This is a genomic window from Anaerotruncus sp., assembly GCF_057433415.1.
The window spans coordinates 50,236-66,728 of record NZ_DBMDHH010000011.1; the positions used below are offsets into that span (position 1 = coordinate 50,236).

Consider the following 16,493-nt stretch of genomic DNA (forward strand, 5'->3'; position numbering starts at 1 on the left):
TCTCCTTTGGGATATTTCTATATTACGAGAAGTTATTATACCATAAAAAACCGCGCGCGCACCATCTTTTTTCCATCGTTTTTAAATCGTTAACAAAATGGTGTGGCTCGCCCCGTCGAGCGGGATTTCCTCCGCCGGATTCCCGTCCACCGTGAGCGTCCGCTTCCCCGTCCGGGAGCATTCGATCGCGTAGGTCGCCTCCCCCTCCCGTACCGTAACCGAGAAACGGTTCCAGCTTTCGGGCAGGCGGGGCGAAAGGGTGAGCGCCCCGCCGCGGAAGCCCAGTCCCAGCAGTCCGCCGACCACCGCGCGGTAGTACCACGCCGCCGCGCCGGTATAGATGCTCCAGCCCCCGTGGCCGCAGCACCCGGCGTGGGTGTAAATGTCGGCGGCGAGGTAGTAGGGCTCGGTCTTGTAGCTCTGGGCGAGCGCCGCGTCAGTGCATCGGGAGGTGGGATTCAGCATGTCGAGCAGCCGCCAGCCCTCCTCCGCGCGGCCCGCCTCCAGCAGCGCGAGCGCGAGCCAGATGGCCGCGTGGGTGTACTGGCCGCCGTTTTCCCGGATGCCGGTGGGGTACGCCTTGATATAGCCGGGGTTGTGGTCGGAGCGGTCGAAGGGGGGCGTAAAGAGCTTCACGATCCGCCCCTCATGGTCCACAAGGCGGTCGAGCGCGGAGTCGAGCGCCGTCTGCACGCGCGAAGCGTCGGGCATCCCCGCGAAGACCGCAAAGCTCTGGGAGAGCAGGTCGATGCGGCATTCCTCGCTCTTATGGCTGCCGAGCGGGGTCCCGTCGTCGTAAAAGGCGCGCAGGTACCAGTTTCCGTCCCAGCAGGATTTGTCGAGGTTCTGGCGCAGAAGCGCCGTTGTGCCCTTCATAAGCTCGGCGCGGAAACCGTCCCCGCGTTCGGCGCAGAGCGGCGCGAACCGCCCGCACACCACGGCGAGGAACATCCCGAGCCAGACGCTCTGCCCCTGCCCGCCCGCGCCGACACCCGAAAACCCGTCGTTCCAGTCGCCGCAGCCGATCTTCGGGATGCCCTTGTCCCCGAAATTGCTCGCCTTTTCGATCGCGCGCACGCAGTGCTCGAACACCGTCGCCTTTTCCTCCGACTGCCGCACCGCCTGGTAGCGCTCCTGTTCCCCCTCCGCGAGCGGTTCCCCCTCGCAGAAGGCGATCTCGAGGTCGAGCAGCTCCCGGTCGCCCGTCGCCTCGACATAGCCGCAGACGGTGTAGGGCAGCCAGAGCAGGTCGTCGGAAAAGCGGGTGCGCACCCCGCGCGTCTCGCTGGGCAGCGCGTGCCACCAGTGGAGCACGTCCCCCTCGGGGAACTGCACGGCGCAGCAGCGCGCGATCTGCTCCCTGGCGATCTCCGGGTCGAGCAGCTGGTAGGCGCCCGCGTCCTGCAGCTGGTCGCGGAAGCCGTAGGCGCCCGAGCACTGGTAGAAGGCGCACCGGCCCCACAGCCGCCCCGCGAGGATCTGGTGGGGCGCGAAGGTGTTGATGAAGCGGTCGAGCGGCTCGCTCGGGGTGGAGATCGAGATCGAGCGGCGGCCGGAGCCGCCGGAGGGCGGCAGCGGCCGCCCCGCGAGCTGCGCCGCGGCCGCCTCCTCGGCGGCCGCCGTGAGGATGAAGCGGATCGACTCGCGCCGGCGGGGCGGCAGGCGCTTGCGCACCACCGTGCCCGCAATGGGGTCGTTATTCGGCAGCAGCTCCCGCGGCGACCAGTCCCCCGCGTAAAACGCGGCGCGGTCGGTCGTGTGGCTCGGATGCCCGTCCGGGACGCGGACCGCCATCCAGGCGGGAAGCTGCGCGTGATAGGGATTGTGCAGCGTCAGGCAGCCGTCGAGCTGCCCGAACCGGATATATTTCGCCGTCTGCCGGCTGACGCCCAGCACCGGCTCGATCACATAGGCGCAGATGGCCTCCACCTCCCCGTCGCTCTCGTTTTCCAGCGTCAAATCGAGGAATTTTGCGCTCCCCGCGTCGGATACCGTCACGCGCACCTCCGTCGAAAGATCCCCCGCGCGCCCCTTCCAGCGGGCCTCCGACGGGGAAAAGAAGGCGCGCGCGCCGTTCACCAGGTCGTAAATCTCCTCCCCCAGCTTCAGCAGCAGGCGTTCGCCGTCGTTGCCCGAGGCGATGTCGTTGCGCCAGGGACTGAGCTTGCATTCACGGGCATTCTGCCACCAGGTGTTGCCGAGGCTCGCGTCCTGCATGAGGCACCCGAACGACGGGTTCGCCAGCACGTGGGAGAAGGGCAGCGGCGTCACCCGCTCGACGCAGAAGCCCTCCCCGAGGTAGGCCCCGCCCACCACGTCGAACCGGTTGGGGTCCTGCGGGATCTCCGCCGGCTCGGCGTGCAGGATGGGCGCGGGCCTCCACTCGGCCGGGGCGGGCTCCCGCGCGTCGGACGCGGTGTGGCAGGCGGCGGCCCTGAGGGCGGTGAGCACCTCCCGGGAGACCTCCCGCGGAATCCGGTACACGCCCTCCGGAAGCGGATTCTCCGGCGCGCCGAGCACGCAGAGGTCGAATTCCAGCCGGTGCAGCCGCATGATCGTCCAGAGCTCCAGGTAGGCCGACAGCCGCGCCCAATCCGGCTCGGCGCCCCAGTCGTAGAGGACGACGGGCCGGTCGCCCGAAATCCCCAGCGACCAGAGCGCGTCCTGCCCGCGGGTGTTCTCCGCGAGGGCGGCCCGCGCCGCATTGCCGCAGTCCGCGCCGAAGAGCATCTGCGGCAGCAGCCGCAGACCGAACCGCGCGGCCATCGAATCGCCCATGAGCGGCGAGGGCGCGGGGGCCGAACGTTCCTCCCGCGCGGCCGCGAGGTTGCCCGCGCTCTCGGCGAGCGACGGCCCGCAGGAGAGCAGCAGCGTCGCCGCCGCCTCCCCGCGCGCCGGGATGGTGAGGGTCAGGCGGAGGGCGCAGCAGCCGTCGGGGGTGGCGGTCTGGCCGCCGAAGGGCAGCGCGTCGAAATGCAGCAGGTTCTGGAGCCCCTCGGGATAGGGGGTCATCTCCTCCCGGCGCAGGCAGCAGTCGAACGGAATCCGCTCCGCGAGCCCCGCCGAAAGGAAGAGCCCGTCCGAGCCGTCCCGGTGGCGGCGGAAGAAACTGACCGAATCGGTTGCCGCGTCCCGGCTTCCCAGCAGAAAGAGCTTGGAGAAGGCGGGATGCGCGGCGTATTCGCTGTTTTGGGCGAGCACCGGCTCGAAGTAGAAGCAGACCTGCGCGACCGCCTTGGACGCGGTGTGGTTGCGGACGGTCAGCGCGCACCGCTCCACCGGACGGACCGCGTCGAGGGTGAACCGTTGGGTGAGCTCGATCTCCCCCTTCCGGGCGTGGTAGGACGCGCCGTCCGCCGTGAACTCGCAGCGGTGCGCCACCCCCTCCTGCCAGAAGGGCGCGGCCGTGGCCGAGATCGTCTCGCCGCACGCCTTCACAAGGGCGAGAATCCCCTGCGGGTGGAGCAGCGGGTCGTCGGAACGGCGGGTCACGTCGCAGTCCCCATAGCGAAGCCAGCCGTTCCCCGTCTCGGAGAGCGGATGGCAGCAGAGCCCCGACGCGAGCAGCGTGCAGGCGGGCGACAGCGGGGAGAGCCCCTCCCGCACGATGGGCGCGCCCTCGGGCGCGGGCTTTTGCCGCTGGTCGTTTTCCGGTTTCATCTGGTCGTACACCACCGCATCCTTTGATATTTTTTCCTGCAAAAATTCCCTGGCGGAACCCATCGCGTGGTCGCGCATGAACCGCTTCTGCATGACGTTGTCGAGCAGCGCGTTCGCGCAGGCGACGATGCTCATGCCGACATGGTGCGCCATATAGGAGCGCACCACCGCAAAGCCTCCCGCCGGGGCGCGCCCGGGCGTGAAGTCGGCCGCCTCATAGAAGCCGTACCTTCCCGCCATGCCGAGCGCCTCGAGGCGGTCGAGGTTTTTCATCCCGCCGTCAAGGTCGAAGGGCAGCGCCAGAAAGGTCGCATAGGGCGCGACGACGCATTCCCGGTCGAGCCCCCGCTTCACCCCCAGCGCCTGCACGCCGTGCGCCTTGTACTGGTAGTTTAAGTGCGGGTCGAAGGCGAAATACCCGCTCTCGCTGATCCCCCACGGAACCCCCGCGCGGCGGGCGCGCCGCTTCTGGCAGTAGAGCGCGTAGTGGAGCGCCTCGCCCAGCAGCGACCCGTCGTAGGCGGGCAGCAGCAGGTGGGGCATGAAATATTCAAACATCGTGCCCGTCCAGGAGACCGGCCCCGCGTAGGGGCCGCAGCGGGACATCGCGCGCCCGAGCGCGCTCCAGTGCCGCCGTCCCGCCTGCCGGGTGGCGACCGCGTAATAGCTGGCGGTGCGCGCCTCGCTCATGAGGAAGTCGTAGTGGGAGCCGGAGGGATTGCCGTTCCGGTCCAGGCCGATCGTCAGGAGCTTGCGGCGGCGGTTGTAGAAGACGGAAAAATCCGTCCGTTCCAGCAGCGCCTCCACGCGTCCGACAAGCTCCCCCATCCGCGGCTCCTGCGCGGCGTACTCCCGCAGGCCCTCCCCCAGCGCGACGAGCGCGCAGAGGAAGTTTCCGCTGTCCACCGCCGAGACAAACGGCTCGGGCAGCACCCGCAGGTCGTCGGTCGCGTACCAGTTATAGAGATTTCCCCGGTAAGTCTCGAGCTTTTCGATCGTCGAAATCGTCCGCTCGATGCGGGTGTAGAGCCCCTCGGTGTCGATCAGGTGCAGATCGCGCGCCGCGAGCATCGAGAGCAGCATCATGCCGATGTTGGTCGGCGAGGTGCGCCGCGCCACCGCCTCCACCGGGGAATCCTGGACGTTGTCGGGCGGCAGGTAGTGGTTCTCCTTCCCGGCATAGTCCTCGTAGAAGCGGAACATCTGGGCGCAGAGGGAGAGCAGGCGCTCCCGCTGGACGCGGCCGGGCAGCGCTTTGACCTCCGGCGTCGGGCGGGCGGTCGCCGCCGCAACGGGCGCGTAGAGCAGAAAGAGCGCGCCGTAGAGCTTGACGACGAGGCTCTGCGGCGGCGCGAAGATGAGCAGGCAGAGGCCGATGAGCTCGGAAAGCCAGCTTCTCCGCAGCACGGCGAGCACCCCCGCGTCGCGCGTCTCCCCCTGCGCGGCGGTCGTCCACTGGAGCAGGTTCTTGTGGGAGAACGCCATCCGCCAGAGGGCGCGGCAGGCCGCGTCGAGGGCGACGACCGCCTGCTGGGCGGTCATGATCGTGCCGAGCAGCGCCTGCCCCAGCAGCTCGAAGACGCGCGGCAGCGTGCGCGCGAAATAGCGGCGGGTCAGTGCGAACCGCCCGCCGTTCAGGATGGCGCGCACCGCGCCCAAAAGCGGCGCGAGCGCGCCCGAGAGGAAGGCCAGCGCGCAGAGCAGCAGCGCGGTCCCCTGCGGCAGAAAAGCCGCCGCGGCCACGCAGGAAAGCGCCGCCGCCGGCGTCAGCGAGCGGCGGAGGTTGTCGAGAAGCTGGTATTTCGCGAGCGGGCCGACCGGGTTGGGGCGGCGGGAGCCGTTCAGCACGATCGTCCGGCGCAGGAAGGGCAGGTTCTGCCAGTCGCCGCGGATCCAGCGGTGCAGCCGCGTGAACCAGGAGAGCGCGTTGGTGGGCATCCCATCGGTGAGCTCCACGTCGGAGAGGAGCCCCACCCGCAGGTAGGCGCCCTCCACGATGTCGTGGCTGAGCACGCGGTTTTCGGGAAACCGCCGCCCGACGACCGCGTGGAAGGCGTCGATATCGATGAGTCCCTTGCCGGAAAAGACCGTCTGTCCAAAGAGGTCCTGATAGAAGTCGCTGCACTCCTGCTCATAGGAGGAGATGCCGCCCGCGCCCGCCATAATACGTGTAAAGTCCGTCGCCTTTGCAGACTCCAAATCGGTGCCGATCCGCGCGGTCAGGATGCCATAGCCGGCGGCGACGGCGTTGTGTTTGCCGATCACCGGGCGGTTGAGCGGGTGCTCCGCCGCCGCGAGCAGCTGGCGCGCGCCGTCGAAGGAGAGGTTGGTGTCCGCGTCGAGCGCAATGAGGTATTTGAGATTCCCGAGCGCCTCGCGGTCCCCCGCGAAGCAGGCCACGGGCGTCTCCCCGCCCTTTACAAAGCGGATGAATTCGATGATTGCGCCCCGCTTGCGCTCCCAGCCGCAGTAGGCGTTCTGCGTCGGGCTGTAGACCCGCCGCCGCACAAAGAGGAAAAACCGGCCGCCGTACCGGCGGTTCAGCTCTTCGATCACCCGTTTGGCGGCGTCGATCCGGGGGCCGTCCTGCGGGCTGAAGGGCCGGCGGTCCTCCCCGAAATCCGCGAGCACGCAGAAAAAGAGGTTTTCGGCGGGGTTGGAAAAGTAGAGCTGCTCCAGCCGGTTCCGCAGCCCGTCCGCCTTGTCGGCGGCGGGCAGCAGGGTCGTCACGGCGACCGCCGTCTTCGGCAGCTCGGTCAGTTCGACGCGCGGAATATGCCCCGCCGGGACGCCGCGCATCGCCAGCGAGGAGGCCAGCACCCGCACAATCTCGACGAGCGGCAGGTACCCGAGCAGCGCGGCGGCGGGACCGAAGCCCGCCCAGAGAAAGGCGCAGAGGGCCAGCGGCAGCGCCCAGGAGAGCAGGAGCGCCGCGCGCCCGCGCCGCCGGGCGCGGATGGCGCGCGGGTCGTGCCCGAGCAGATAGTAGCCGACGTGGCGTTCCCGCTCCCCCTTCGCGTCCCCGGCGCAGATGAGGATGTCGCGCGCAACGGCGCTTTCCGCCGCGCCGGTATATCTTGCGATGCGCGCGGCGATCTGCCGGTAGTGCCGCCGGGACTGCTCCGCCATGCGCGGGTAGACCCCGGCGGGGTCCTTTTCAAAGATGCGCTCGACCGCGCTCACCGAACGGGTGAGCGCGTCGAAATCGAGTTCGTAGACCGCCGTCAGCCCGGTGACCGCGTAGGAGAGGAGGCGCTCCCGCCCTGCGGAATCCCGCTCCCCCGCGCAGGCGTCCGCCGCCGCGTGCAGCAGGACGCATTTGAGCGCGGTGTAGGTGAATTCCAGTTGCCGCTCCCCGAGCTCGGAAAGCTCGTTCGCGGCCGTAAGCGCCGCGCGGACCTCCTCCATGCCGATCGGGATCTCCCCGTCGGCAAAGACCGCCTCAAGCTGTAGATAGAGCCCGAGCAGCGGCGCGCTCCGCTTTCGGCAGCCGCGCAGGTCGAGCAGCGACTGCTTGGCGTGCGCCTCGAGCGCGTAGAAATTATCCGAAAGCCACTGCTCCCAGCCCTCGGGCGCGCCGGTCTCCCGCAGGGCGGAAAACCGCGCGCGCAGCTCCGAAAGCTCCCGCCGCAGCCCGCGCGCGATCTGGCGCGCCCCGCCGCGCGGGACCTCCCGCGCGGCCGCGCGCACCCGTTCCTCGATCATCGTCCGTTTATTCCCGTCCATCTGCAAACCGCCATTTCTTTTATCGTTCGCAGATATTTTTACCAGAAGGCCCCCAAACATGCAGAAAGGGCCGCCGGGGTTTTCCCCGGCGGCCCTTGGCTGTCCGTTATTGTCCGAGCAGTTCCCGCAGGCCCGCCTCGTCGATCACCGCCACGCCCAGGCTCTGCGCCTTGGTGAGCTTGCTGCCCGCCTCCTCGCCCGCCACGACGTAGTCGGTCTTCTTCGAGACGCTTCCGCTCACCTTGCCGCCCGCCGCCTCGATCATCTCCTTGGCCCCGCTGCGGGTCAGCGACGGCAGCGTGCCGGTCAGCACGAAGGTCTTCCCGGCGAGGGTGTCCGCCGCGGGCGCCGTCTCGCAGAGCATGTTGAGCCCAAGGGAGCGGAACCGCTCAATGAGCGCGCGGTTCTGGCCGAGCGCGAAGAAATCCGCGACGCTCTGCGCCATGATGCCGCCATAGCCGTCGATTCCGGCGATCTCCTCCGCCGTGGCGGAGAGTACCCCGTCCATGCTGCCGAACCGCTGGGCCAGCAGCTGCGCCGACCGCTGCCCGATGCCCGGGATGCCCAGCGCGAAGAGCAGCCGCGACAGGTCGCGGGATTTCGACCGCTCGAGCGCCTCCAGCAGGTTCTGCGCGCTCTTCTCCCCCATCCGTTCGAGGGCGGCGAGCGGTTCCTTTTCCAGGGTGTAGAGGTCGGCGGCCGAATGCACGAGCCCGCTTTCCAGCAGCTGGTGGACGATCGCCGGGCCAAGGCCGTCGATATCCATCGCGTCGCGGCTGGCGAAATGCACAAGGTTGCGCGCCACCTGCGCCGGACAGGCCATGTTGACGCAGCGGAGCACCGCCTCCCCCTCCTCCCGCTCGGCGATGCTGCCGCAGGAGGGGCAGACGTTGGAAATCCGGTAGACCGGCGCGCCCGGCTGGTGGAAGGCGACCGAGACGACCTCGGGGATGATGTCGCCCGCCTTGCGCACGACGATCGTGTCCCCGATGGCGATCCCCTTCTCGTTGATGAAGTCCTGGTTGTGGAGCACCGCGCGGCTCACCGTCGTGCCCGCCAGCGTGATCGGCTCGAAGACCGCCGTGGGTGTGAGCGCGCCGGTGCGCCCCACGCGGATCTCGATCTCGCGCAGGGTGGTCCGCTTCTCCTCGGGAGGGTATTTGAAGGCGACCGCCCAGCGGGGGAACTTGGCCGTCGCGCCGAGCTGTTCGCGCTCTGTAAAGTCGTCGACCTTGATGACCGCGCCGTCGATGTCGAAGGGGAACTCGTAGCGGTTTTCGCCGATCCGCCCGATCTCCGCGATCGCGTCGGAAATGTCGGTGAACGCCTTATAGGAGGGGATCACCTTGAAGCCGAGCGCCGCCAGGTAGTCGAGCGACTGCTTGTGGCCGGTGAGGGTCTTCCCCTCGATCCGCTGGATGTTGAAGACGAAGATATCCAGCCCCCGCTGCGCGGTGACGCGGCTGTCCTTCTGCCGCAGGGAGCCCGCCGCCGCGTTGCGCGGGTTTTTGAAGGGCTCCTCCTCGTTTTCGAGCTGCCGGGCGACCACCCGGTCGAAGCTCGCGCGCGGCATGTAGACCTCCCCGCGCACCTCGAGGAAGGGGAGCTTTTCGGTGAGGGTCATCGGGATCGACCCGACCGTCTTGAGGTTCTCCGAGACGTCCTCCCCGGTGACGCCGTCCCCGCGCGTCGACCCGCGCCAGAAGGCGCCGTCCCGGTATTCGAGCGAGACGGACAGCCCGTCGATCTTCGGCTCGACGATGTAGACGGGGTCCGCTACCGTCTCGCGCACCCGTGCGTCGAAGGCGGCGATGTCCGCCGTGTCGAAAACGTCCTGCAAGGAGCCCATCTGCACCTCGTGGCGCACCGGCGCGAAGGTGTTGAGCGCCATGCCCCCGACGCGCCGCGTCGGGGAGTTCTCCGTCGCGAGCTCGGGGAATTCCGTCTCGATGTCCAGCAGCTCGTGCAGCAGCCTGTCGTAGTCATAGTCGCTGATCGAGGGGTTGTCGAGCACATAGTACTCATAGCTGTATCTTTCCAAAATCGGGCGCAGCTCGCCCGCCCGGTTTTCCGCCGTTATCCGGTCCATGCCGTCTTCCTCCAGTTCGGTATCATTCCCTGTTATTCTATCACAAATCCCCGTCTCAATCCACATTTTTCAGGCCGTAATCGTTGACCTTGTCGATGAGACCGCGGTTGTCGCCCGAGATATCGGTGAACGACTGCGGCACCTCCCCCACGATCACCGTTTCGGCGATGCAGATGTCGGTCGAGACGTCCGTCTCGACCGTATAGAGGGGCAGGATCGCCGCCACGCGGGTGTTGACCGTCACCATCACCTGGTGCAGCGTCTGGTTGATGCCCGCCGACTGGAATTTGTTGTAGATCTGCGTCTCGGTGTAGCCCATCGGCACGACCTTGAACTGGACGCTCGGCCCCCGCCCCGACAGGAAATGCCCGCCGAGCAGGGTGCCCAGCGGAAGGTCGATCGGCTGTTCGATCCCCTTCTGGAGCTCGTCGCTGACCGCGTTGTTGATCTCCGCCTTGAGCCGGTTGAGGGCGACCATATTGGTTGTGACCGTCGTGACCTTGCCCTTTTCATCGAGCACCGCGTTCATGACCTTCCCATAGGTGATGTTTTCCTCGGAAATGACCCGCAGCACCGCGTCGTTGACCGCGCGGGTCGCCACCAGCTTGGACTGGTAGGTCGACACCGTCGAGACGAGCGGCCGGATGCGCCCGTCCACCCAGAAGGCCGCCAGCAGGATCAGCATCCCCGCCGCGAGCATCTTGAGCGCGCGCAGCTTGCGGCGGCTGATGCGGATGGTGATCGGTTTCACCGCGCCGCCCCCTTTCCGTATGCGTCTATCTATTAATGTATTCGGCTCCGCGCCAAAACGTTCTCGCAGACGGAAAATCCGGCTAAATCCCTCCGCTTTGGGTGACAAACCGGGCGTTTCGTGCTAGGATGGAAGAAAAAGGAGGGAACGCCATGCCGCAAAAGCTGAACGAACGGGAGCTCGCGGAGTTCGGGATCACAACCAACCACGAGCGGATGGAAAACGGCGAGGTCCGCTTCCGCCTCACGGGGCGGGACGGCAGCAGCTATATCCGCTGCGAGAATACGGGCGGCCCGGTGTGGGAAAACAGCCATTCCCACAGCGCCCTGAGGGAGATGGTGATCGTGCAGGAGGGCCGCGTCGTCTTCGCCGAATACCGGGAGGGGACGGCGCGCCTGCGGGAGCTCCCGCCCGGCGGCTGGGCGGTCACCGTCCCCGGCGTGCCCCACAACGAATGCCTCGCGCGCGGGACCGTCGTGCACACGGTCAAATTCGGGGACTGCTCCCATCCCGACTGGATCGCCAGCCCGGAGCTCGACGCGCTCACCAAGCGGCTCTCCTTCGCGGAGGCGCTCGAAATCGCCCGGAAAACGAAAACGGACGCCTGACCTGCCGGTCGGGCGTCCGTTTTTAGAGCGGATTATTTCTTCTGATCCTTCGCGCGGATCTCGGTGCGGCGGATCTTGCCCGAGATCGTCTTGGGCAGTTCGGTGACGAACTCGACGATGCGGGGGTATTTATAAGGAGCGGTCTGTTTTTTGACGAAGGTCTGGAGCTCCTTTTTGAGCTCCTCGGAGGGCTGGTAGCTGCTCGTCAGGACGATCGTCGCCTTGACCACGATGCCGCGGACGGGATCGGGCGCGCCGGTGACCGCGCATTCCAGCACGGCGGGGTGCTCCATCAGCACGCTCTCGATCTCGAAGGGGCCGATGCGGTAGCCCGACGACTTGATGACGTCGTCGGTGCGTCCGACATACCAGAGGTAGCCGTCCTCGTCCATCCACGCGGTATCGCCCGTGTGGTAGTAGCCGTCGTGCCAGGACGCGGCCGTCTCCCCGGGGTTGCGATAGTAGCCGCCGAAGAGCCCGGGATGGGGCTTCTCGGTGTTGATGACGATCTCGCCGACGGCGCCGCGCGGCACGTCGTTGCCGTCCTCGTCGATCAGGTGGATGTCATAGATCGGCGACGGCTTGCCCATCGAGCCCGGCTTGGGGGTGGTGCCCACGAAGTTCGCGACCTGCATGACCGTCTCGGTCTGGCCGTAGGACTCCATCAGGCGCAGGCCGGTGAACTCGTACCAGCGGTTGTAGACCTCGGGGTTGAGCGCCTCGCCCGCCGTCGTGGAATAGTGCAGGGCGGACAGGTCGTATCCCTCCATCCCCTCCTTGATGAAAAAGCGGTAGATGGTCGGCGGTGCGCAGAAGGTGGTGACCTTGTATTTTTCCATCATGTGCAGCAGGTCGTGGGGGACGAACTTGTCAAAGTCGTAGACGAAGATCGACGCCGCGGCGAACCACTGCCCATAGAGCTTGCCCCAGACCGCCTTCATCCAGCCTGTCTCGGAGACGGTCAGGTGCAGATCGTCCGAGTGGACGTTGTGCCAGTAGCGGGCGGTGATGATGTGCGCCACCGGGTAGGCGTGGTTGTGGACGACCATCTTGGGCATGCCCGTCGTGCCGGAGGTGAAGTAGAGGAGCAGCGGGTCGTCCCTGGAGGTCTGGACCCGCTCGAAGTTCCCGTCGTACTTTTCGAGCTCCTCCGAATAGGTGAGCCAGCCCTCCCGCCTGCCGCGGACGATAAACTTGGAGTGGACCCCGTCATACTGCCTGCACGCCTCGTCGACATACTCGGAGATGTTGCACTCGCCCGAGCAGACGCAGGCGGTGATGCCAGCCGCCTCGAAGCGGTAAACGAGGTCGTGGGTGGTCAGCAGGTTGGTGGCGGGCACGCCGACCGCGCCGAGCTTGTGGAGCGCGAGGACGGTGAACCAGAACTCATAGTGCCTTTTCAGCACCAGCAGGACCATGTCGCCCTTTTTGACGCCGTGGTCGGCGAGCATCTGGGCGCATTTGTCGGAATAGAGCTTCATCTCGCCGAAGGTGAGCACCCGCTCCTCCCCCGCCACGTTGCACCAGACCATGGCGCGGCGGTTCGGCTCGAGGCAGGCGATCTCGTCCACCACGTCGTAGGCAAAGTTGAAGTTATCGGCGATCACCGGCTCAAAGTAGTTGAGCACGCCGTTTTCGTCAAAGCCCTCCTTGCAGAAGCGCTGATAAAAATTCTCGAGATCCATCAGTCGTTCTCCCCCTTGTCGTTTTCATCTTTCATGACGACCGCAAGGAACACACAGTCCTCGCCGCCCGTCGCGATCATGCCGTGCGCGTGGCCGGAGTCGTAATAGATCGCGTCCCCCGGTCCCATATACTCGGTGTGGTCCTCCATCTGCACCTTGAGCTGCCCGCTCAGGACAAAGTCGAACTCCTGCCCGTCGTGCTGGGAGAGGTGGATGGGCTTCTCCTGCTCCTCCTGCGAAAAGGGCGCGGTGACGAGGAAGGGCTCGGCAATCTTGCGGGAAAAGCGGTAGGCCAGGTGGTTGTAGGTGAAGCCGGCGCGGCGGTTGATGCTCAGCCCCTCCCCCTTGCGGACGATCGAGTAGAAGGAGAGGTGCGGGGCCTCGCCGGTGAGCAGCTCGATGATGTCGACGCCGAACGCCTGCGCGCAGTTATAAAGGAAGGTAAAGGTGAAGTCGCTCTTTCCGTCCTCGGCGGCGAGGTATTCCTCGGCGGAAAGGCCGGTCTGCTGCGCCATCTCCGCGACCGGAATCTCCATAATCTCCCGCAGCGTACGGATCCGCATGGCAATTTCCTGTAGTTTCTGCTCTTGCATATCGGTGACCTCCATCTCAAAATTGACCGGATTTGTTGTGGCCGCGGCCCGGGAACGGGCGCGGCGAAAGTGAAAAAGACCCGTCCCTCAGATAAGGGACGAGTCCAATTTACGACCCGCGGTACCACCCGAATTGCGCAACAATGCGCCGCTTAGCGAAGCTCTAACAAGCTCCCGACCGTTAACGCCGTCCAGCGGGGAAGCCTACTTGATCTCCGTTCGGCTCCCAACTCGGGGGTGATGAGCTGTCAAACGGCCCGCCGCCGGCTTTCACCATACGCCGGCTCTCTGTGGGCTGGGCTGTGTCTGCGCCGTCCCCGTCATCGTCTTTGAAAAGTTATTGACGCTATCATACTGCAAACTTTGGGCGTTGTCAATACCGTTTTTTTCAAAAAATTTTCAGCGGATATACCGGAGCAGGTCCAGCGGGCGCTCCGCGACCGCGTCCGCGCCGTTCTCCCGCAGCTCCTCCTCCGACCGGAACCCCCACAGCGCCCCGACCGCAAAAAGCCCGCCGTTCTTCGCCGTCTGCATGTCCACACCGCTGTCCCCGACGTAGACCGTGTCGGCGGCGCGGATCCCCGTTTCCTCCAGGATCTCCGCCGTCAGCAGCCGGTCGGGCTTTGTGGGCCAGCCCTCCCGCTGGCCGTGCACGACCGCGAACCGCTCCCCCAGCAGGCTCCTGCAGAGCTCCACTGTAAAGGCGTGCGGCTTGTTGGAGAGCACCGCGCAGGCGGCGCCCGCCTGTTCCAGCGCGCCGAGCAGCTCCGGGACCCCCGGGTAGGGCGCGGTCAAATCGGCGTTGTGCGCGCTGTAGTAGGCGTTATACTCGTCCCGCAGCAGCGCGAGCGCACCGGGCGAATGATCGGCGTCCGCAGGGATCATCCGCTCTACGAGCTTATAGACGCCGTTGCCCACAAAGAGCTTGTACCGTTCGGCCGGGTGCTCCGGCCAGCCGTGCGCCCGCAGCAGGTGGTTGCCCGCCGCGGCGAGGTCGTCGAGCGTGTTGAGCAGCGTCCCGTCGAGGTCGAAAATCACGAGCTTTTTCATTCCGCGGCACCCGCCTTCGCATCCGTCTTCTGCTGGAAGCGCGCCGCGTCGACAATCACCCGGCTGTGCGTGCCGCGGCCGATCTCCCCCGCCGCGTCCCGCGCGGACACGGTGAAGTCCACCCGGCGGCCCTCCGCCGCGACGATCTCCGCCGACGCCTCCGCCGCCATGCCGGACGGCGTGGCCGACATGTGGGACACGTCCATCGCCGTGCCGACCGACGTCTGCCCCAGCTCCAGAAAGCGCGCGAGCAGCGTGCAGGCGGCCCGTTCCATCTCCGCGATCATCGCGGGCGTGGCGAGCACGTCGAGGTCCCCGCTGCCCATATGAGACGCGAGCCGCTCCGGCCCGACCGTAAAGGTCACGGTATTCTTTTCTCCGATCATAAATGGCACCCCCGTTTTCTAACCGACGACAGTATAGCACAAATGGACGCGGGATGCAAAAAAGCAGTCCGGCGTTCCGGATGGAACGCCGGACTGCATCAAACGCTTCGGGGGTTCCGGGAGGCCTTTTCAAAGCCTCCCTAGGAGAAGGTGAACTGTTCGTCCTTCCAGGAGCAGACGATCCGGTCGCCCGCCTTGATGGTGCCGTGGAGCAGCTCGTCGGCGAGGCGGTCCTCGATCTTCGCCTGGATCGCCCGGCGCAGCGGGCGCGCGCCGTAGAGCGGGTCAAAACCGTCGAGGGTGATCTTCTCCGCCGCCGATTCGTCGAAGCTGATCTCAATGTGCAGCCCCGCGAGCCGCGTCTTGAGCGCGTCGAGCATGTTCCCGGCGATCTGCCGCACCTCCTGCTGGCTGAGCTTGTGGAAGACGATGATCTCGTCGACGCGGTTGAGGAACTCGGGCTTGAAGGATTTTTTGAGCTCACCCACCATCATCTTGCGCACCGCCTCCTGCTGCTTATCCGGGTCCTCCTGCGCGCCCGCGGAAAAGCCGAGCCTGCCCTGCTCGCAGATCATGCGCGCGCCGATGTTGGAGGTCATGATGATGATCGTGTTTTTGAAGTTGACGGTACGCCCCTGCGCGTCGGTGAGGATGCCGTCCTCCAGGATTTGCAGCAGCATATTGAAGAAATCGGGGTGCGCCTTTTCGATCTCGTCGAAGAGGATCACCGAATAGGGGCGGCGGCGGACCTTTTCGGTGAGCTGTCCGCCCTCGTCGTAGCCGACGTATCCCGGCGGCGAGCCGACCAGCTTGCTGACCGAGTGCCGCTCCATATACTCCGACATGTCCAGCCGGATCATCGCGTGCGGGTCGCCGAACATGCATTTGGCGAGCGCCTTGCAAAGCTCGGTCTTGCCCACGCCGGTGGGCCCGAGGAAGATGAAGGAGCCGAGCGGGCGCGACGGGTCGTGCAGGCCGACGCGGGAGCGCCGGATGGCGCCCGCCACCGCGTGTACCGCCTGCTCCTGCCCGACGATCATCTGGTGCAGCGACTCCTCGAGGTGGAGCAGCCGCTCGCTCTGCGCCTCGGTGAGGCGGGTCGCGTCGATGCCGGTGATGTCCGCCACGAGCTTCGCGATGTCCTCGGAGGTGAGCTTCTGAAGGCTTCCGTCCCCGCTGTCCTCCCAATCGTTCTGCGCCTTCTCCAGACGCGCGCGCAGGTCGCTCTCCCGGTCGCGGATGCTCGCCGCGCACTCGAAATTCTGGGTGCTGATCGCCGTTTCCTTCTCTGTCTTGAGGGCGGTCAGCTTGTTTTCCAGCTCCCGCAGGCTGTTCGGGACTGTAATGCTGTTCATCTTTACACGCGAGCAGGCCTCGTCGATCAGGTCGATCGCCTTGTCGGGCAGGCGGCGGTCGGCGATATACCGCGCGGACAGCGCCACGGCCGATTCGACCGCCTCGTCGAGGATGCGGATGCGGTGGTGCTCCTCGTACCGTTCGCGCAGGCCCTTGATGATCGCGACCGCGTCCTCCTCGCTCGGCTCCTCCACGAGGATCGACTGGAACCGGCGTTCGAGGGCGCTGTCCTTTTCGATGAACTTGCGGTACTCGTCGATCGTCGTCGCGCCCACGAGCTGGAATTCCCCGCGCGCGAGCTGGGGCTTTAAAATGTTGGCGGCGTCCACCGCGCCCTCCGCCGCGCCGGTTCCGATGATCGTGTGCAGCTCGTCGATAAAGAGGATGATGTTGCCCGCCGCGACCACCTCGTCGATCGTGTTCTTGATCCGCTCCTCGAAGTCGCCGCGGTATTTCGTGCCCGCGACCATGCTTGTCAGGTCGAGCGCGATAAACCGCTTCTGCTTGAGCTGGGGCGGTACATCCATCTCGACGATCCGCCGCGCGATTCCCTCGGCGATCGCCGTCTTGCCGACGCCCGCCTCGCCGA

At 66.4% G+C, this 16,493-nt stretch carries 9 protein-coding genes and 1 other annotated feature; of the genes, 1 reads left to right on the forward strand and 8 read right to left on the reverse strand.

Translation table 11 applies throughout. The features are described from left to right. Positions 1-81: 81 nt before the first annotated feature. The 3 genes from ACZO3G_RS05110 to yunB form a co-directional block, all read right to left on the reverse strand. Complete coding sequence (locus ACZO3G_RS05110; protein ID WP_277138467.1) at positions 82-7,386, reverse strand: GH36-type glycosyl hydrolase domain-containing protein; 7,305 nt, start codon at positions 7,384-7,386, stop codon at positions 82-84. A 106-nt stretch (positions 7,387-7,492) separates the two neighbouring features. Next, the gene (gene ligA / locus ACZO3G_RS05115) at positions 7,493-9,475 is read right to left on the reverse strand and encodes an NAD-dependent DNA ligase LigA (protein WP_276872578.1); all 1,983 of its coding nucleotides are present in this window, start codon (positions 9,473-9,475) and stop codon (positions 7,493-7,495) included. 55 nt (positions 9,476-9,530) lie between these two features. Continuing rightward, positions 9,531-10,226 carry a sporulation protein YunB gene (gene yunB / locus ACZO3G_RS05120; protein WP_276872579.1) on the reverse strand — a complete coding sequence of 232 codons (696 nt, stop codon included), beginning with the start codon at positions 10,224-10,226 and terminating at the stop codon, positions 9,531-9,533. Between the two features lie 152 nt (positions 10,227-10,378). On the opposite strand from yunB, the gene ACZO3G_RS05125 reads away from it, so the two are divergent. After that, a complete protein-coding gene (locus ACZO3G_RS05125) occupies positions 10,379-10,834 on the forward strand; it encodes a hypothetical protein (protein WP_277138465.1) in 456 nt (151 codons plus the stop codon). Positions 10,835-10,866: 32 nt separating this feature from the next. Here the strand turns inward: ACZO3G_RS05125 and ACZO3G_RS05130 are convergent, their stop codons facing one another. The 5 genes from ACZO3G_RS05130 to ACZO3G_RS05150 all read right to left on the reverse strand — a co-directional run. Further along, entirely contained in the window at positions 10,867-12,519 is a 1,653-nt protein-coding gene (locus tag ACZO3G_RS05130) for an AMP-binding protein (RefSeq protein ID WP_276871112.1), read from the reverse strand. Further along, complete coding sequence (locus ACZO3G_RS05135) at positions 12,519-13,082, reverse strand: cupin domain-containing protein (RefSeq protein WP_242970838.1); 564 nt, start codon at positions 13,080-13,082, stop codon at positions 12,519-12,521. The genes ACZO3G_RS05130 and ACZO3G_RS05135 overlap by 1 nt, the downstream gene beginning before the upstream one ends. A 121-nt stretch (positions 13,083-13,203) precedes the next feature. Further along, positions 13,204-13,445, reverse strand: a binding site (T-box leader). 66 nt (positions 13,446-13,511) lie between these two features. After that, positions 13,512-14,162 carry an HAD family hydrolase gene (locus ACZO3G_RS05140; RefSeq protein WP_101551001.1) on the reverse strand — a complete coding sequence of 217 codons (651 nt, stop codon included), beginning with the start codon at positions 14,160-14,162 and terminating at the stop codon, positions 13,512-13,514. Further along, positions 14,159-14,548 (reverse strand): thioesterase family protein, encoded by a 390-nt coding sequence (locus ACZO3G_RS05145; RefSeq protein ID WP_276871115.1) that lies wholly within the window; start codon positions 14,546-14,548, stop codon positions 14,159-14,161. The genes ACZO3G_RS05140 and ACZO3G_RS05145 overlap by 4 nt, the downstream gene beginning before the upstream one ends. A gap of 140 nt (positions 14,549-14,688) precedes the next feature. Further along, positions 14,689-16,493, reverse strand: a 1,805-nt coding sequence (locus ACZO3G_RS05150; RefSeq protein WP_486846883.1) for an ATP-dependent Clp protease ATP-binding subunit, incomplete at its 5' end; no start/stop codon positions are given.